15 protein-coding genes are annotated in these 19256 nt (G+C 43.5%); 2 read left to right on the forward strand and 13 right to left on the reverse strand.

All coding sequences use genetic code 11. The annotated features are described in order from the left end of the window. Window positions 1–18 precede the first annotated feature (18 nt). From JMX18_RS04560 to JMX18_RS04580, 5 genes are all read right to left on the reverse strand, one after another. Window positions 19–1227: a patatin-like phospholipase family protein gene (locus tag JMX18_RS04560; RefSeq protein ID WP_201584949.1), complete on the reverse strand. Its 1209-nt coding sequence runs from the start codon at window positions 1225–1227 to the stop codon at window positions 19–21. 9 nt (window positions 1228–1236) lie between these two features. Then, window positions 1237–3957 carry an alpha/beta fold hydrolase gene (locus tag JMX18_RS04565; RefSeq protein WP_201584956.1) on the reverse strand — a complete coding sequence of 907 codons (2721 nt, stop codon included), beginning with the start codon at window positions 3955–3957 and terminating at the stop codon, window positions 1237–1239. A gap of 177 nt (window positions 3958–4134) precedes the next feature. Continuing rightward, a complete protein-coding gene (locus JMX18_RS04570) occupies window positions 4135–4638 on the reverse strand; it encodes a phosphatase domain-containing protein (RefSeq protein WP_201584958.1) in 504 nt (167 codons plus the stop codon). Window positions 4639–4792: 154 nt separating this feature from the next. Further along, window positions 4793–5710, reverse strand: a complete 918-nt coding sequence (locus tag JMX18_RS04575) for a MaoC family dehydratase (protein WP_201584960.1) — start codon at window positions 5708–5710, stop codon at window positions 4793–4795. A 337-nt stretch (window positions 5711–6047) separates the two neighbouring features. Continuing rightward, on the reverse strand, window positions 6048–7448 hold the full coding sequence (locus JMX18_RS04580; protein WP_201584962.1) for a 3-oxoacyl-ACP reductase: 1401 nt from the start codon (window positions 7446–7448) through the stop codon (window positions 6048–6050). A 1060-nt stretch (window positions 7449–8508) separates the two neighbouring features. Between JMX18_RS04580 and JMX18_RS04585 the strand changes: the two genes are divergently transcribed. Both JMX18_RS04585 and ppk2 read left to right on the forward strand, forming a co-directional pair. Then, on the forward strand, window positions 8509–9798 hold the full coding sequence (locus JMX18_RS04585; protein ID WP_201588225.1) for an acetyl-CoA C-acetyltransferase: 1290 nt from the start codon (window positions 8509–8511) through the stop codon (window positions 9796–9798). 129 nt (window positions 9799–9927) lie between these two features. Then, on the forward strand, window positions 9928–10941 hold the full coding sequence (gene ppk2 / locus JMX18_RS04590; protein ID WP_265088813.1) for a polyphosphate kinase 2: 1014 nt from the start codon (window positions 9928–9930) through the stop codon (window positions 10939–10941). A 122-nt stretch (window positions 10942–11063) separates the two neighbouring features. Here the strand turns inward: ppk2 and JMX18_RS04595 are convergent, their stop codons facing one another. The 8 genes from JMX18_RS04595 to JMX18_RS04630 form a co-directional block, all read right to left on the reverse strand. After that, window positions 11064–11411 carry a PilZ domain-containing protein gene (locus JMX18_RS04595; RefSeq protein WP_201584970.1) on the reverse strand — a complete coding sequence of 116 codons (348 nt, stop codon included), beginning with the start codon at window positions 11409–11411 and terminating at the stop codon, window positions 11064–11066. A gap of 112 nt (window positions 11412–11523) precedes the next feature. Continuing rightward, on the reverse strand, window positions 11524–12669 hold the full coding sequence (locus JMX18_RS04600; RefSeq protein ID WP_201584972.1) for a DNA polymerase III subunit delta': 1146 nt from the start codon (window positions 12667–12669) through the stop codon (window positions 11524–11526). 79 nt (window positions 12670–12748) lie between these two features. Beyond that, the gene (kdsB, locus tag JMX18_RS04605) at window positions 12749–13573 is read right to left on the reverse strand and encodes a 3-deoxy-manno-octulosonate cytidylyltransferase (protein WP_201584974.1); all 825 of its coding nucleotides are present in this window, start codon (window positions 13571–13573) and stop codon (window positions 12749–12751) included. 90 nt (window positions 13574–13663) lie between these two features. Beyond that, a complete protein-coding gene (gene lpxK / locus JMX18_RS04610) occupies window positions 13664–14788 on the reverse strand; it encodes a tetraacyldisaccharide 4'-kinase (RefSeq protein ID WP_201584976.1) in 1125 nt (374 codons plus the stop codon). A 9-nt stretch (window positions 14789–14797) separates the two neighbouring features. Further along, complete coding sequence (gene msbA / locus JMX18_RS04615; protein ID WP_201584978.1) at window positions 14798–16579, reverse strand: lipid A export permease/ATP-binding protein MsbA; 1782 nt, start codon at window positions 16577–16579, stop codon at window positions 14798–14800. 88 nt (window positions 16580–16667) lie between these two features. Beyond that, window positions 16668–17099 carry an ExbD/TolR family protein gene (locus JMX18_RS04620; protein ID WP_201584980.1) on the reverse strand — a complete coding sequence of 144 codons (432 nt, stop codon included), beginning with the start codon at window positions 17097–17099 and terminating at the stop codon, window positions 16668–16670. A 48-nt stretch (window positions 17100–17147) separates the two neighbouring features. After that, window positions 17148–17942: a MotA/TolQ/ExbB proton channel family protein gene (locus JMX18_RS04625; RefSeq protein ID WP_227674562.1), complete on the reverse strand. Its 795-nt coding sequence runs from the start codon at window positions 17940–17942 to the stop codon at window positions 17148–17150. A 112-nt stretch (window positions 17943–18054) separates the two neighbouring features. Further along, window positions 18055–19191: a ParB/RepB/Spo0J family partition protein gene (locus JMX18_RS04630; RefSeq protein WP_201584982.1), complete on the reverse strand. Its 1137-nt coding sequence runs from the start codon at window positions 19189–19191 to the stop codon at window positions 18055–18057. Between the last annotated feature and the right edge of the window lie 65 nt (window positions 19192–19256).

The raw sequence follows: 19256 nt of genomic DNA on the forward strand, positions 1-19256 counted from the left end.
CCTTTTGCAATTCATCGATTATAACGATGCTAAATACTGCTGCGTACGCTGATAGCCATAATCCCACTGTGACTGCATTTGCGCCATAAAACCTGCGTAATCGGCGTGAATCAATTCAACGTTGCCTTGTCTTAAATTAAGACGCTTACGGATCTGCATTTTGATAAGCCTCTTGCTATTATCAGCGAAAGGTAGCCAATGAATAGTCGGTGACTGCAGCTCTGATTGCGCATCATTAGCCGATAATAAGTGTTGCGAATGCTGTTCGTTAATTAAAAAATCATGTACCGCTTGCAAACGACTATTAGGATCAAACCCGAATACGCGCTTGATAGCAGGGGCCGCAAGCTTGGTATCATAGCCTGCTTTGGTTTCGGCAAATACCGTTGATCCCAGTTGGCTCGCCAGCTCAACAGGGGTCAAATCAATGACCCCGCCAAGACACCAACCTAGTTTTTCTACCTGAATTGGCGTTAGATAGTACATATCCGCCATCGAGGCTCGCACAGCTTGCTCGGTACCTACATCGGTTATATTACTTATGAAAATATCAGGCAGTAGCCGATTGGGTGCATATTGGTACGTTGGGCAATTTAGTTCTGCGACTTGCTGGGAAGCTTGGTTGGCATAATGAATAACTTTTGAGGGCGCAAATAAAACCTCTTGTAGCTGCACTGATTGAGAGTCAGTCTGTTTCTCTTTTATTAGACGACTGGCAATAATGGCTATGTCAGGCGCATTGGTTTTTTCTTTCTCACGGTATTGACCGTTTTTACTTTCATTTTTTTGTTTCCAATCCATCAGTTCGTTTAACCACTGGTCTTCATTACGGATTTCAAACATAGCTAGATGTTGTAACTCTGCCAGTAGCTCATCATGCATTTCTAACGCTTGCAGCTGAGCTAGCTTTTTAGGACGATTAGATAAATACCAGCGCCTGATAGCGTTTTGAAAAAAGTTGGGCTTAACACTTTTTGATGATACAAGGGATACCGCTTGAATGGCTTGTAGCACGTGATAAAGCTCACGGCTCTGTGCCAGCTGTTTTAACTCACTAGGCTTGGGCGCTATATCTACCAATAGCGCTGATAAGCTGCCACCGCAGGTTGCCAAAATCAAATCCGGTTTCAGACCTTGCTCACACAAAGCGGCATAACTGCCTAAATAATAGCCAAAACGTGAGCCACCACCGGAGAAAAGCTGGACGCGATGATAAATAGGATTCATAAACTTTTATCAATCTTTTGTGCTGACAGAGTTGACTAAGTGTTCATCGTTAAAGGACGCTATAACATCGCTTGTTTTTATAGCTAATGAAACCGTAAATATACCAAAGCGATCGATACGCATATCTACCTTTTCAAAGCCTGCCTGCGTCACCAATTGATCCATCTCGGCTTGCGAGCGGCAGCGCATGACCCAGCTGCTACCGCGATGATTGTTTAAGGTTTTACTGATAAACTCTTGCTCTGGATGCCAAGGCTGATTGGTGTAAATAAAATAGCCACCGTCGTCTAAACTGTCATAAATACCTTTGATAGCGGTACTTACGAGCGTATTGTCTGAAAACAGCTCAAAGACTCCCGAAGCGATAGCAATATCAAATTGCTCAGTGGTTTTTGCAGGCTGTTTATCAGTCGTACTAGGATAACTATGGCTAGCAAAAGCATCTTTTTCTAATACGGTGACTCTATCGCTAAGCTCAAGCTGCGCAGCTTTCTCAGTCATTACCGTAACATTATGCGTATCATAATCGCGCAGTTCGGCTTGCAGATGAGCAAACTCAGTCAATAAATCAAACGCATAATAACCATTACCACTAGCGATGTCGAGTAGCTTGATTGCTGACTTGCTTTTGCCAGTAACATCTTTAAGCTGACGTTTTTTAACAGCCATACGGCCAAGCTCAAGCAAATGCTCGCGGCGGATACGGATGCCTTGCCAGCCGATATTGCTCAGATAAAACTTATCTACTGCTTTGCCAAAGGCGTTTTTACCTGCTGGCTGATTGCTATATACCTTATCAAGCGAGCTACCCGAATCAAAACCATGCTCAAGTCCTGTAGCAATAGCATCACTGACGTGACCGAATTTTTGCATGGCAAAGCGGGTTACGGCAAAGCTGGGGTTAAAGGGTTTGATCGCCAGGCGATCTACCCTATCCTTACTGGCGCTATTCATATGAGCCTGTGTTAAGTCTACGCTTTGGAGAGGCGCTACAAATAAACTATCGGCAAAGTCGATACAATCGCTGATGACATCGGCTTTATTGGTCTCGTGGAATATGGCATGAAAGCTATCCGGATATAGCTGCCAGTGCTTGATAGGCGTAGCGAGCTTTTCATAAAACTCACGCTCAGCTTGTTTATCTACCACGTAATCTTTGCCTGCACACAGGATAAAAGTCGGCACGGTTATTGCGCCTGCATCATCTAACAAGCGCTGTCCGGTGGCGTGAGTGTCAATTAATAAGTCGCTTGATATGGAGCTAGAGATGAGCGGATCGTCATTGTAAGCTTGCTGCGCCTCCTTATCATGAGTCAATACTTGCGCTTTGACGTAACTTGAGACTCGTGACATCAGGCCAAACTTACGCGCGATTTTCAGCGCAGGAATCGCCAGCGGAATATAAAGACGGATACTTATAGCAGGCGTGCCCAGTATCATACCGCGGATGGTTGGGGCGTAGTCATGCACCCACGCTGCAGCTAGCACCGCGCCAATGCTACTGGCGACAATGACAGTATCTTCGATACCAATACCTGTTTGCGCGATCACTAATTGCACAAAGTCATTTAAATCGCGCTCAAGTTGGGTCACACTATCGGCATGATCTTTTATGCCTCCTGAGCGTCCATTACCGCGTGCGTCCCAAGCAAACACCTGATAGCCTGCCCGAGCATAACGCTTACCCAGCTCATCTAGACGGCCAGAATGCTCATGCCCGCGGTGCAATAAGATGACTTGTTTTTGCTGAATAGACGCACTAGTAGCGCTGGACTGCTCTAAAATCTTATCTAGCGGCTGGGTTAGCCAATAACGATAATAAATCGCCGTGCCGTCATAAGCGTTAAAACAGCTTTGCTTGCTAATGACATCAAAAGACTTTGATGATGAAAAATCCGATGACGAATGCTTTAAGTTATTGTTATTATCGTGAACCTCATTGTTCTTAACTTCTTCATTATGCGTCTTAGCCATGGAAATTCCTTTTATAGTATCGGTATAAGTCAGCGAGCGATTTTCTCGTAATTGCGGGGCAGGATGTAATACTTCAAAATAACGCTTGAGCATAAAAGCTAAGCGATTGAAGCTGGTTTTTAGCAGCAATAACTGATTGATCAATAACAAAGGCTGAGCGAAGCGGCTTACAGGAACACCAAAAGTAGCCAATGTACCTATAACACCTAACTCTAGTGCTCTATCACTTTTTCCTAGCGGCCCTTGGTTGGCACGTTCATGAGTAGTAATCAAAGAGGTTATAGCGATAAGCTCGGTCGTAGTACTTAGGATATTGACAAGCTTGAGAGAGATATTTGAATTAAAGTGTTCTGATTGACTGCTATTGATCTGATCCGTAGATGCTTTAGGGAGATGAGGATGTAAACTGGCAATCAATAACGTATCAGCAACGATATCGCCCACTTCATTGAGCACTGCGCCAAGTTTTGATGCCTGTCCATGCTCACGCGCCATCATGCCATCGATGGCATTTAATGCCATACGGCAGAATAGAGTCACGGGTAATATGAGCCAAGTAGTTTTATTTGAATGGCGTTCATTTTTATTATCAAAATGCTTGCGATCATCGATAGTCGCGATGATATAAGCCGTACCTGCGCTCATCAACACCGCAGTGATAGTGACCTGATTGGCAGTGACACCCCATTTGACCAACTCATTGCTGATAGGCCGCAGTTGATTTTGAAATTGGGATTTGAGTTGGTACAGGGACATATTTTTATGCACGAAAGTAGGCTAACGAGAAGTATAGCAGGATATAGTCGAGCAATAGCAATACATGTGATAAAAATAAATAAAGCTCATAAAACAGGCCACCCACTGGTCGCCTAGTTTGAAATATACTACTTTTTTATAAATCAATACAGCTACCTGATCAATGCGGTACAAATATCAACGCGGTACTAATAAACGATTATATACTTCTTCTTCTAAACTGGTGAGCCCATGATTACGTCCGCGCTCCATAGCAGTATCCATTTTACGTCCACGTAACCAGCCTGCCCGCAGCGCTACTGCAGCGCCAGCGCGATTACCCGACCCACAGTGCATCACTGTTTTTTTGCCAGGATGTTGGCGCAATATATTATCAAATGCCAGTATTTTGAGCTGCTTTAGATCCTCTGCGCCATCTATGGGCAGATGCTCATAAGCCATACCTGCTTGCTTTACGGCTTCTGCTTCATCAAACTCTAGCTCTTCATCCGCTTGTAAGTTAATCACCAGCTCAACGCCCGCTTTTGCTAAAGCAGCTACCTTAGCCTTATCAAGCGCACCGCAAACAATAGTTTGTTCATCAGGACGATAATAAGGCTCTAAAGTATCAGTTAGATTAATGCCATTATCTGCGGGGGTTTTCTGTACGTCATCTAAGTTTTTTTTAATGTTTTGAGTCATGGTTATAAGTTAGTTAGTTGGATAGATTTAGCTCATTCATAGCATTCGCTTGATGAAACTGGCTAATGCTATGAATAAGAATAAGAATAAGAATAAGAATAAGTATAATAATTATTGCTGGGCGTTATTCAAATAAGATGACCTACTAAATTATCTACTGATCTTCAGCAACTAATTTAACCACCCCAGCAAGGTGCGGTTTATCATTTTTGGCGCTATATAAACCAAAAACACAGGCATCTTCTACAGTTTCAAGCTTATCAGTCGGCTCTGCAATCAGCTCAACCTCTGATGGCAAAAAGATAGGTAGTTTAAATGATACCTCAGCGCTACAAGCATCGGGTAAATCGCCCATCAATGCCAAGCATTTAGCTTTAGACCACATCCCATGTGCAATAGCTTTAGGAAAGCCAAAAGCTCGAGCAGATAACGGATGTAAATGAATTAAGTTAAAGTCGCCAGAGATGAAAGCATAGCGGCGACCGACATCTTCGGCGACCTCAAATACTTTATGCACCCCTTTTTCATCAACCATAGGCTTTACGGTCGCTGGACGTGGTTTGTTTTTGCTACTTACACTACTCTCCGGTTTCTTGCCACGAGCAAGATAAGTGGACACCCCTTCCCAGATAATATCGTCTTGCGACTTAACCGTAGTCACAAAATCAAACTGCTGACCCTGAGCATGATCACGTAAATTATCAAAGGTAACTGACATCGAGACCGTTTCGCGCTCGCCGATAGGACGATACTGAGTAACCACATTATCCACATGAACTAAGCCTAACATGGCAAATGGGAACGGTTCTTTGACCATCATATTCATTTGCAGCGTCTGTGATAACACCGCAAAATAAGTGATGGGCACTTTGCCATTATCCGCAAACCCACATATCTTACGATAATCATTCAGGTTACCCTGATCAATATGCAGATCATCTACATAATAAGTAGATCGGGGCAACTGGTCTTTACTGACCTTGGGGTTATCACCGATAGGCAATAAACTTTTGATAATATTAGCGTAGGTAGTATGCGCTTTTGGTAACGCATCATAATGTTTATCTGACATAAATCGATCCTATTGGGGCTTGAACAAATATTCTTAGCACATCCATTGAGCTATGAGTTATATATTATATTACGATATTACTAGTATTAACGGGCAAATGATCCACTCAAAAGCGCACAATACCAACAAATAAACAGCAATAGCGCAAATTTATTTTATTAAGCCTGTTTTTTATCATAAAAAAGCCACCCTAGGGCAGCTTTATTAACCTTTACTAGTGCTTTTTTCGTAAGCATTTGTTATCTTAAAAATTAATCAGCAACCATATCAATGACTTACAAGGTCGATAGACATTGCTACATCTGTACTCCAAACTAAGCTTTAGAGGAGTCAGCTTTTAAGCGCCCAGTAAGCTCTGACCACAGACACGAACGGTGTTGCCGTTCAGACCTCCAGATGCTGGCGATGCTAACCAAGCGATAGTTTCGGCAACATCGACTGGTAATCCGCCTTGGCTCATTGAGTTCATACGGCGACCGGCTTCACGAATAGCAAATGGAATCGCTTCAGTCATTTGAGTTTCAATGAAACCAGGAGCCACCGCATTAATCGTCATACCTTTATCACTGTCCGCCAGCTGTTTGGCAGTGGCATCAACCAACCCAATGACGCCAGCTTTAGAAGTGGCGTAGTTGGTTTGACCCAAGTTACCGGCGATACCTGAAATTGAAGAGACACAAACGATACGAGCATTTTCTTTTAGGACTTCGTTTTCAAGCAAATAACGGTTTAGTTTGACGATACTAGCAAGGTTGATGTTAATCACCATATCCCATTTTTTCTCATCCATTTTAGCCAAGGTTTTATCACGGGTCACACCCGCATTATGAATGATAGCATCAAGACCGCCCCGTTTTTTAGCAGCATCTGCTATTTGCGCGCCGGCATCTTCGCTAGTGATATCAACCATCAAGGCTGAACCGCTAATTTCGCTAGCTACTTTTTGTAAGTCGCTTTGCTGCTGCGGGACGTCAAGACAAATGACATGCGCGCCTTCACGAGCCAAGACTCGAGCAATAGCTTCACCAATACCACGGCTGGCGCCAGTTACTAGCATAGTTTTGCCGCCCAGTGGCTGCGTCCAGTCGAGCTCGACCACATCGCCTTTGGTTACTCGTACGACTTGTCCTGAAACATAAGCTGAGCGTGCTGAGGTAAAGAAACGCAAGCTTGAATCAAGGTTTTGCTCGGCACCGTCAGCCACATAAATTAGCTGTGCAGTAATACCGCGCTTAAACTCTTTGCCCACTGACTTCACAAAACCTTCAAGCGCACGCTGTGCCAATACGGTTTCTATATCATCATTATCTTCTGGTGGACGTCCGATGACAATGACCCGGCCTGACTTTTCAATACGGCGAGCGACAAAGTGGAAAAACTCATAAACTTGCTTTAATTGATCCGCATTGGTGATGTTACTGGCATCAAATAGCACCACTTTAAATTTATCATCACCACCCGTATTGGCCTTGGCATCGACACCAGCATCCGCAAGCGCATCTTTCACCTTGTCGCGACTATTGACGTAAACCTCAGCATGTAGCTCTGATAATACCCGAGCTACTGACGCACTAATGCTCATATCATCGCCATTAGCACGACCAACCAATACGCTACCACGCACCAAACGTTGACCGCTCTCAAAACGATCTAAACTAACCGGTAAAGGCAAACCTAAATTTTTTGCTACTTTTTTACCAATCGTAGATTGAACAAAATCTCCATAACGATCCGACATATTTATGCTCCTATAAGTATTTGTAATTGGGAATTTTTATCAAAAATCAAAACGATAACTATTATAATGTGATTTACTTAACATAAGCTATTTACTTACTATAATATAACTAGGTGTCTATAAGTACTATATAAATAAGCGTTGAGTAAGTGACACTAGCTAAAATAATGCTAAACGCTACCCGATAACTATACACACCAATGGGCCTAAGTACAAAAGTCAATATCTGACATCAGCAGTCATATAACTATTTGTAGACCGAGGCGTTACGTTAACCATCTTCAAAAAATAGTGAGTTATGCTAATATCATACCGATAAGTTATAGGTTTACGATATAAGTATTCTGTTTATTGATGCTATTTTTTATTAGCCGTTCCAGCTGTGTACTTAGCATCCGCTAAAATTGCATTGAATAGCATGGTTTGTGTATAGCAGATATTTTTGACCTTGTATATTCGGAGTTATGCGTTCTGAGTATAGTCATTTATCTAGTCTATTTGCTTATAGTTACCTGCTTTAGCATATTATGTACATTACAATAAGATCAGCTCTATAGAATAGTTATATTCGAATGCCATTTTTACATTCATTTTATTAAAGGATAATTTTATGAGTAACAAGAAAAACAATCCCATTGTCGAGACCTCTGTAGTCAAAAATTCTGACAGTTCTGACTCGGTAACTGCTAGTACGCAGACCGAAAATAAGGGTAATGATAAAGGTGGCCAAGACGCTAATACTAACTTTGATTCGATTGCTGATCTCAAACAAGCGACTGATATCGTAGATAGTGAAGGTAAACCAGTAGAAGATAATTCAAAAAATAAACAGGCGGAGAAGAAGTCTAAGATTAAGGAAGACTTAATTGAAGAAGCTGAAGAGCTTAACGCCTTTGATACTACCGCAAAGTCGAACGCAGCAGAACAACCGAAGCAGAGCAGCAAGCAAGAAGATAAAAAAGACAGCAAAAAGCAAAATGCTAATAAAGATCAGAAAGAAGCTGATACTAAAGCTACTAAGCAAACCCGCCCTACTCCTAAAAAGCCGGGCAAGACTACTCTGAGCTCAGGGCAACACCGAGTGGCTATTTTAGGCGGTAACCGTATCCCATTTGCACGCTCAAATGGTCCTTATGCTGATGCTAGCAACATCGATATGCTCACTGCTGCTTTAAATGGTTTGATTGAGCGTTATGATTTACAAGGTGAGCGCGTAGGTGAAGTAGTAGCCGGTGCAGTACTTAAGCTTAGCCGCGATTTAAACCTAACTCGTGAAGCGGCGCTCAATACCGCTTTGGATCCACATACGCCAACTTATGACGTCTCGCAGGCTTGTGGCACAGGCTTACAGGCTACTTTTGCCGCTGCTAACAAAATTGCGTTAGGAGTCATTGATTCAGCTATTACTGGTGGTGTCGATACCACGTCGGACGCCCCGATCGCTATCGGTGATGGCCTGCGTAAAGTCATTCTTAAGCTTGGCGCAGCAAAAAACAACAAGCAGCGTCTTAAAGCATTAATGGGTCTGAATCCAAAAGATCTGATTGAATCACCACAAAATGGTGAGCCGCGCACAGGTTTATCTATGGGCGACCATCAAGCGATTACCGCTCTTGAATGGAACATCGGCCGTGAAGCTCAAGATGAGCTGGCTTTTAACAGTCATAAAAACCTAGCCCGTGCTTACGATGAAGGCTTCTTTGACGATTTGATTACTCCTTACAAAGGTCTGACCCGTGACAATAACTTACGCCCAGACTCTACCAAAGAGAAAATGGCTAAGCTAAAACCGGTATTTGGTAAAAAGAACGCTAACCCAACCATGACCGCAGCCAACTCAACCCCATTGACCGATGGTGCTTCTTGCGTGCTATTAGCTAATGATGAGTGGGCAGAAGCGCATGGCCTCAAGCCACTGGCTTATATCGTGCATCAAGAAACCGCAGCGGTCGACTTCATTGGTAAATCTGGAGATAGAGAAGGTTTATTGATGGCGCCTGCTTACGCAGTACCACGTATGCTTGAACGCGCAGGATTAAGCTTGCAAGACTTTGACTTTTATGAGATTCATGAAGCCTTTGCCTCACAAGTATTATCAACGCTGGCGGCATGGGAAGATGAAACCTTCTGTCAAGAGCGTTTGGGACTAGATGCCCCACTTGGCTCTATTGATCGTAGCAAACTTAACGTTAATGGCTCGTCATTAGCAGCAGGTCACCCCTTTGCTGCTACTGGTGGACGTATCTTAGCGACTGCTGCCAAGCTACTGGATCAAAAAGGTTCAGGACGTGCGCTAGTTTCTATCTGCGCAGCTGGCGGTCAAGGCGTAACTTGTATTTTAGAAAAGTAAGACGCCTAAATATTCAAATTTAACTTGAAAGCTATTGAAACTCTATTACTTGCCCTTTAATCTGTTGATTAGAGGGCATTTTTATTTAGGTTTATTTAATATAGAAACATTATCTGACAGGAACTCATTATGGCAAACATCCCCTCATCGATAGACCCTAAGTCTTTAACTCCGCAAGAACGCAGCGAGCTTAGTGAGCCTGAGCAGGATAATTTTATTGAGCGCATGGACAAAGAGGTATTCAATGATGAGTTACGGCGCAAAATGCACCAAGACTTAATCGATACCTATGACGAAGAGCTTGAGAATGAAATCGATGATTACTTCCGAGATTTTCGTTTCGCTGGTATTGAGATGACCGAACAAGAAAAGCTTGATCGTCAGACCTACTTTCAAGAGCTGGTGCGCTTGCAACGTGAATTAATTAAACTGCAGGACTGGGTGGTGGATCGCGGCGAGCGTATAGTAGTGATATTCGAAGGTCGAGATTCAGCGGGTAAAGGCGGCGCGATTAAGCGTATTACCCAACGACTTAATCCCCGTGTCTGTAAAGTTGCCGCCCTACCTGCGCCCACTGAACGTGAACAATCACAGTGGTACTTTCAGCGTTATGTGGCGCACCTGCCAGCAGCTGGCGAAATTGTATTGTTTGATCGCAGTTGGTATAACCGTGTGGGTGTTGAGCGAGTTATGGGTTTTTGTACCGATGAGCAATATGAAGAGTTTTTCCAATCGGTGCCTGAGTTTGAGCGCATGTTAGTAAGATCCGGTATACGCCTAGTGAAATACTGGTTCTCTATTACCGACGATGAGCAGCATTCGCGCTTTATGAGCCGTATTCATGATCCGCTAAAACAGTGGAAGCTCTCACCGATGGACTTGCAGTCAAGACGACGCTGGGAGGATTATACTAAAGCAAAAGAAACCATGTTCGAGCGCACTCATATTCCTGAAGCGCCGTGGTGGGTGGTGGAAGGTAATAATAAAAAACGTGCCCGCCTAAACTGTATTGCCCATTTGCTGGAGCAGATCCCTTATAAAGAGGTGCCTCGTGAAGAGGTGGAGCTACCAGATCGCAAACGCGATAATGAATATTACCGCGAGCCCATTCCTGATGATATGTATGTACCGCCACGCTATTAGAGACTGTAATAGCCACCTATTTATGCAGTAAAGTCAGCTATAACTACCAAAAGAGATTGATATATGATCACTCTCTTTTTTTCTTATATGAATACTACTTTCAACGGACTGAATTATAAGGGCTACATGGTATAGGTAGCTTGTAAGCTGTCTATTTTTCCAGCCAATAGGCGCTCAACTTCATTTTTTATTCTTTGTCCCGCCACGTCCGTCCCGATTTGCACCGCAAAACCTGCTGGACGACTAGACTGAGACTGATGGTTTATCCATACCACTTTACCATTCATCGGTAGGCGCTCACTAGAATTTGGTAGCGTCACCGCAATAAAAACCTCATCACCTAGCGCTTGTTCACGCTTGGTAGGTATAAATAGCGCCCCATTATCGACAAACGATAAATAACTGGCATATAAAGTCTCGACATCTTCAATATGGCAGGTAAGAATTCCGCCACGCCCTGGCATTGCCATAATAAGCTCCTGATCGTAAAAGTTGATTCTGTTTAGTTACTAAAAAACCTTAGCATAATTACTGCTTGATAATTAGACTAAGCAAGCCTTAAGTGCAAGCCCTAAATGAGAGTTATAATTCTGCTAATTCTTGCATTAGCTTATCATAAGCAAATTTTTCTTGTACGTTTTGTTGCAAGGCAATTTTGATCTGTTGTAAGCTTTGGGTCAGAGCCTCTAGTGATTGAATACTGGGCGGATAGTTTTGTAGGGCAGCAGTAATCTCAATATCCTGTTGTACAGCCCTTAACCCAAGACCAACCCGCCTGATATCAACCAGCATGAGCTCAGACAACTTAATAAAATCAAAGATATCAAACTGCGTTTGCCAATAGTCGCTAGCAGCGATGCTACTGCGCTTACCACTACGTAGCGCCTGCCAAGTCGTAAGCCATAGCGTGCGCTTACTGTACCAACTAGCCTTGGCCAGATCCACCGCTGCCAGAGGCGCACCATTGGCCAGTTGTAATAACTGCTCGATCTGAGCGGGAGTCACCAGCTCTTTATTCACTACCCCGCCCAAGGTATCTGTCACATAATTGCGAGCAACCGATGTAGCAATCGCTTGTAGCGGTAACTGTTGTACACGGCTTTTAATAGTAGGTAGCAGTTTGGCTGGCATATCGCTAATCAGGAATAAATGCACTTGCGCTTGCGGCTCCTCAAGGGTTTTTAGTAGCGCATTAGCTGCGGCAATAGTCATTTGCTCGGCATGATCTAACACGCAAATGCGCATGCCCTGCCCGCCTTGGTAAATAAAAGGCTGTAGCGCGCGGATATCATCTATTTTTATAGTATTGCTGGAGGTTTTGGCAGATTTATTGTTGGCTTTGGTACTGGCTTTAGAGGATTTGCCTTTGTTAGTACTGCTCTCCATTTGGCTATCTCGGCTTTCATCGCTGATGAGCATATTGCTAATAGGCAACACTTGCAAGCTAGGATGGGTGCCCGATTTGAGCCACTGGCAGCTTTCACAATGACCACATGCCCCTTGTGGATGCTGCTGGCGGTTGCGACATAGTAACCAAGCGACCAAACGCCAGACAAAAGCTCGTTTGCCCATGCCTGACATACCAGCGGCAAGCATAGCGTGGGGTAAGTTTTGTGGCGGCGTCAATACGCGCTTAGTCAGCTGCGTCCAAATAATCTGTTGCCACGGTAATAAAGGCGCAAAATAAATGTCGCTTGATTTATTATTGGTATCTGCGCTGTTATTCACCTTTACTACTCCATTATTTGCAGTATCGACCTATTTTACGAGAGTTTAAATATGCTTAGGCTATTTCACAACTGTAGGCTTATTTATGATAATTCTGAAACTGCTCAATGCTAAGCGCATTCAAACGCTCTAAATCCTCTTGGGTATCAACACCTGCTGGCAGATGTAGTGCCGCCGCTTCGATAGCAATCTTGCCACCACTCTCTAAAATACGTAGCTGCTCTAAATGTTCTAGCTGTTCAAGTGGAGTTTGGGACCAATGAACAAACTGCTGCAATAAACTTACGCGGTATGCATATAAGCCCAAATGACGATAAGCGTTTTTTGGGGCGAGTGGCTGTACATTTTTTTCATTATCTGCTGCTAAGGCTACATCACGATCACAAGGGATAGGCGCTCGGCTGAAATATAAAGCTCGCTGTTTATTAGCGACCACTGCACTCACCACTTTTACCACCGATGGGCGCATAAAATTATGATAGTCGGTAATAGGCTCATATAAAGTCGCCATCACACTGTCTTCATCCTGCACTAATAAATCTTTAACTTGCTGCAATAGTAACGGCGGTACTAAAGGCTCATCCCCTTGCATATTGATAACAATATCATGAGCTGACCAGCCCTTAATAGCAGCGACTTCTGCCAAACGATCGGTGCCTGAGGCATGATCAGCCCGGGTCATAACCACTTCATAACCGGCATCAGTGCATACTTTAGCAATGCGCGCATCATCGGTCGCAATACACATATCATCGGCAAAATGCGCCGCTTGTGCCTTTTCAGCCACCCACAATATCATGGGCTTACCATGAATCGATAATAAAGGCTTTCCTTGTAAGCGGGTACTTTTAAACCTTGCAGGAATCACAATATGGGTTTTGACAGTGGCTGGGGTGATGGTCATGATTTATTCCTAGAACCTAATATACAAGCATTTTGCAAAAAGTGTTGGTAAGCGAAAAAGTTAATTCTTAAAACCAGTTATCGGCTGATACTATTTATTATTCTCAGTAAGCACTATGCCAACCGCTGTCAATTGCTGCTCTAATGTCTGATAGCAAGCATCTGATAATACCGCAGTGACGGGCAGCACCCAAAGCTGAGTTACTAAGTCGGTCTCTTCTGCTGAGTAGGCTACTTTGCTTTCATCTTGGGTCAGCAAAGTGCGGATTTTTACCGCATCTTTACTAGTCACAATAATAGGATAATCCTTATATTGCAGTAGCTCATCAATACCAAAATCATGGTGGTCAGGATAAGCATGTCCTATAACCTCAAAACCCAGCGCTTCAAGGGTATTAAAAAAGCGCTGAGGATAGCCGATGCCACTAACGGCATGTACTTTATTATTGATGGAGTTCGTAGCAGGAACAGTCGTCTCTGATATTGAAGAATTCTGACTATCATCAATATTAGCGGACAATAAGGGCTGCAAACTATCAGGCTGTAGCTGCATGGTTAGCGCAGACAGCTTACTTGATGCTTCGTCATTAACCTGACTATCATTAGGTTTTTGATGATAAATGACAGTACTGTTTTTGAGCCGCGATAGGGGCTCACGTAGAAATCCCGTAGGCAATAATTGCTTATTCCCAAAACCGCGGGCGGCGTCAACCACAATCCATTCTATATCACGCTCTAACGCATAATGTTGTAAGCCATCATCAGCGATGATCAATTGCAAATCCGGATGGGCTTCTATTAGTAGCTCAATAGCTTGCTGGCGATTAGGACATACCGCCATAGGTACTTGAGTCATACTAACAATCAAGCAAGGCTCATCGCCTACTACGCTTGGTAAGCTATCTATCGTTACTAACGCTGGCATTTGACTACTGTCACCACCGTAGCCACGGCTAATCACTCCAACCTTTACGCCATGCTGTTGCAAATGATCGACTAAGCTGATGATTAGCGGCGTTTTACCGCTACCACCAACCGTAATATTGCCAATTACCATTACTGGTATAGGAGCCTCGTAACTGGAGAACAGTCCTAGTTTATAAGCTTGACGGCGCAGTAAAGTGACTAGACCATACAACCCGCTAACAGGTAAAAGCAGCCATAACCAAGGCGCTTTTCGCTGCCATGCATCAGTGATTGTGGTCTCTAGGCTCATTGATAACACCTACTCAAAATCACGAGCATACATCTGTGCATAATGACTATTCGCTTGCATCAGCTCTTGATGAGTACCGATCTCTAGAATTCGTCCGCCATCTAGCACCGCAATACGATCAGCGGATTCGATAGTGGTCAAGCGGTGTGCCACTACCAAAGTGGTACGGTTTTTCATGACATTATCAAGCGCTTTTTGAATATAGTATTCTGACTCGTTATCAAGCGCACTGGTTGCTTCGTCTAAAATTAGAATAGGTGCGTCTTTTAATAACGCCCGAGCAATGGATAGACGCTGACGTTGCCCCCCTGATAATTGCAGACCTTCAGCGCCGATATGGCTTTGGTAGCCCTGCGGCAATTTCATAATAAAATCGTGGGCAAAAGCATCTTTTGCTGCCCGTTCAACCTCAGCTTGCGATTTATTTGCAAGACTGCCATAAGCAATATTGTTAAAGACCGTAGTATTGAACAGCACCACTTGCTGATTAACCATGGCAATTTGCGCCCGCAAGCTCTCTAAAGTAATGTCTTCAATAGGAATGCCATCTAAAGTAATCTCCCCAGAAGAAGTATTCAGCGTACGGGTCAATAGATTTAGCAAAGACGATTTTCCAGCGCCACTACGTCCTACAAGAGCTACAGTCTCCCCTGCTTTAATATTCAAATTGAAATCCTGCAAAGCAACGGTGGAGTCTGGGTAAACCAAGCTGACATTATCTAAATGAATATTACCACTTAAGCTGGGGTGAAGAATACCGCTATCGGTTTCTTCGGGCTCATCAAGTAGCGCAAATATAGACTCACCAGCGGCAATACCTCTTTGTAGCTTTTGGTTGACGTCAGTGAGGGCGCGTACCGGCTTACTTAGTAGGCCAGCTGCGGCAATATAGGAGATAAATTCACCTGCTGAGCTATTGGCAATAACCTCAGGACGCAATGCCAGCCATACTACCACTGACATCGCTATTGCCATTAATAGCTGGACGGCTGGGGTATTAATACTATTAGTGACCACCACCTTCATACCTTGGCGTAGGTTCTTTAGTGAAGTATAGTTAAAACGTTCAGCTTCATAAGCTTGCCCACCATAGTTTTTGACCACTTGATAGCCGCCAATAACCTCATTGGTAATATGGCTGACATCGCCCATGGTTTGCTGAATACCTTTTGACAATCTAAGATAGCGTTTAGAAGCAAAACGAATTAACCACAAAATCGGCGGCAATACTAAAAACAGAATTAACGTTAAGCGCCAATTGCTATACAGCAAAAAACCAATTAAGGCGACGACGGTTAAACCGTCTCGCAATAAGGTTTTCATAGAGTCAGTACTAGCCGCTGTAACTTGCTCCACATCAAAGATTAGCTTGGAGGAGATGGTACCAGAGGGGTTCATTAGATAAAACGAGCTTGGCAAACGTAGTAACTTATTAAACACCTCAACCCGCAGTTTATAGACTAGGTTGCGAGAGACTAAAGCTGAATAATAATTACCTAAAAAACTACCTAAACCACGTACAAAAAATAGCAGGATAATTAAAAAGGGAAATAGGTTCTGTTTACTTTGATCGTTTTGATTGACCGCATCAGTGACATATTGCAGTAATTTAGCCACCCAGATCTCTGTAGCAGCATTGATAGCAAAGCCAATAACCACTAATATTAGCGCCCACCAGTAGGGCTTTAGATAGCTTAGCAGCCGCAACAAAGTTTTATGCTTAGGCGGCGTTATAGGCTCCTGTGGTTTTTTAGTAATATCAGTTGCATCAGATGACCAAGATTGGCTCATAAAAGCCTCGAGTTAAAATAAATAAGTGAATTAATTTGATGGTTTAACTAAGAATGATAGTTATGATCTACTCATGATTAATAACTATTTATTGCGAAGAGGATTGACTTAACGGCATCACCGTACTGATGTTTAGATTTAAGAAGCCAAGCTTGCCCGCTATATCCATGACTCTAACTACCGATTGGTGAGTAGCATTAGCATCTGCCGCAATCACAAAGAGCATATCTCGGTTGCTGCCGGCCTCTTGTTGCAGCAGATTAGTCAGCTCAGCCTCACTACTACTAGCAAGACTGATGCCATTGACTAAATAGCTACCATCCTCTTGCACAGCCACTTCAATACTAGTCTCCGGCTCAATAAGTGCCACCCCTTCAGCTTCAGGTAAAACGATATTCAAACGACTGAAGTGATTGAATGAAGTTGCTAAAAGTAAAAAAATAATCAAGAAAAGCAAACAATCAATCATTGGGGTTAGATTGATTTCCAGCGGCTCAACAGCGGGCTTTCTAAAACGCATAGCAGTCTCTTTAATCAGGTCGACGTTACGGTACTAATAAACATGACGTCATAATGACTGCATGCCAACGGTAGCGCTCTCTGCTATCGATTGATTATCATTAGCAGTTCTCTCATTATCAATAGACTTATTACTTGTAAAATCTGCATTAGAGCTGCGAATATCACTTTGACTGTCTGCTTTAATACCAAGGTTAGTTGATGCTTTTTGGGTTGCCACCTGTGACTCTGAGAGTAATTGATAATCATAAAGCTCTTGAATCATCAAACCGGCTTCCGTTTCAAATCGGGCATTGACATCAACAACTCGGCGCTGAAAATAACGATACGCAACTAAAGCGGGAATAGCAACGATCATTCCTGCTGCGGTAGTAATCAGGGCTTGTGACACCCCAGCGGCTAATAAAGTTGGATCTTGCATGGCGCCATCGGTAATAGCCAAAAATGAGGAGATGATGCCAAGCACCGTCCCTAATAAACCCAGCAAAGGCGCTATTGCACCGATAGTCCCCAGCATATTGATGTTTTTTTCTAACTGATGAATCTGTACGCTAGCCCGATTTTGCATATGCATGGTCATAGATTCTAGACCATACTGCCTATAGATTAAGCCCGTTGCCAAAATATCGCCCAGCGGCGTTTTTTCTTTGACATTCATCAGCTGGGTGCGACCGATATCGCCATTTTCACGTAAGCGGGTAATCAGCTGTTCACGTAAACGCTTGGGGACAATATTGTCAAACTGTAAGGCGCGGCTACGCTCAATAATAATAATAAGCGCCACTACTGAACAAACAACAATAGGCGTCATTAACCAACCGCCGGCTTTTACCAACTCCCACATAGCTGTGCTTTCCCTTTATTAAGTCTAACGATTAAATTTTTATATCGATATAGCTTTGCTATTGGTTTTTCTGTGGTTTTATTGCCAAGACCATACTAGCGTTAAGACCACCTTAACTACGTTGTGCTTCTAATTGCTGAATGAGCGCAGCGAGCTCATCTTGATCATGAAAGAATATCTCCAAGCTGCCCTGCCCGTCTTTTTTATGCTTGAGCTTCACTTGAGCCCCTAATGCATCGGTTAAACGCTGGGTTAGACGCTCAGCTTCTCGGCTTTCTACTTGTTGAGTGCTGTTTGATTTAGCAGTAGGCTGCAAGATAGATTTGACTAGCTTTTCAGCCTCCCGTACCGTCATTCCGCCATCAATTATTTTTTGGGCGATAATAGGTTGCTGCTCAGATGACAAGGCTAGTAATGTACGGGCATGTCCCATATCAAGGGCATTATTGGCTAAGTGGTCTTTGACAGCGTCATGTAGCTGATTGAGACGCAGCAAATTGGATACCGTCGTTCGAGCCTTGCCAACCACATCAGCAATCATGGCATGGCTCATACCAAATTCAGTATGAAAACGTTGCAAAGCAGCCGCTTGCTCAATCACAGATAAGTCTTCACGCTGGATATTTTCAATTAATGCTAGAGCTATAGCTAACTCATCAGATAAAGCTCGTTCGATAGCAGGAATGACTGACTTGCCCGCCATTTTTGCCGCACGCCAGCGCCGTTCACCAGCGATGATTTCATGGGTCACCTCGGCGGTGCTCTTATCTTCATTAGCTAGTAGCGGACGGATAACAATAGGCTGCATGACACCGTGTTGCTCAATAGAAGAAGCCAGCTCCGCCAATGCAGTTTCGCTCATATCTCGGCGCGGCTGGTACTTCCCTGCTTGCAACTGTGTGACAGCTATTTGTACTAAGCTGATTTGATCTTCAGTGGCACCGCTTTCATCACTTGGAGCTTTGACACTTTTTCTAGCAGTATTGCGAACACTAGCCTTACGCGGTGCACGCTTATCGGTAGCTTCGACTTTGCTAGATTTGGCAGATTGGGCTTTTTTCGTACTAGCTTTGGTATTAACTTTGACATCTTCATTAGTTTCAATGCTGATATTTGCAGGCGTATTATCGCCCTCGTGCACAACCTTATCATCTTGCAACGCAGAGGCGGTAATTTGCTTTTCTCTTTTGATTGACCCAAGCAAGGCATCTAAACCTCGATTGGCAGCCAACCCTCGTTTTTTCGCCATGATTACCTATCCTCTAACGCTAAATAAATGCCAATTTGTGATTAATAATGGAGTCGAGCTACTAC

The sequence above is a fragment of the Psychrobacter jeotgali genome, from assembly GCF_904846315.1.
Classification (GTDB): Bacteria; Pseudomonadota; Gammaproteobacteria; order Pseudomonadales; family Moraxellaceae; genus Psychrobacter; species Psychrobacter jeotgali.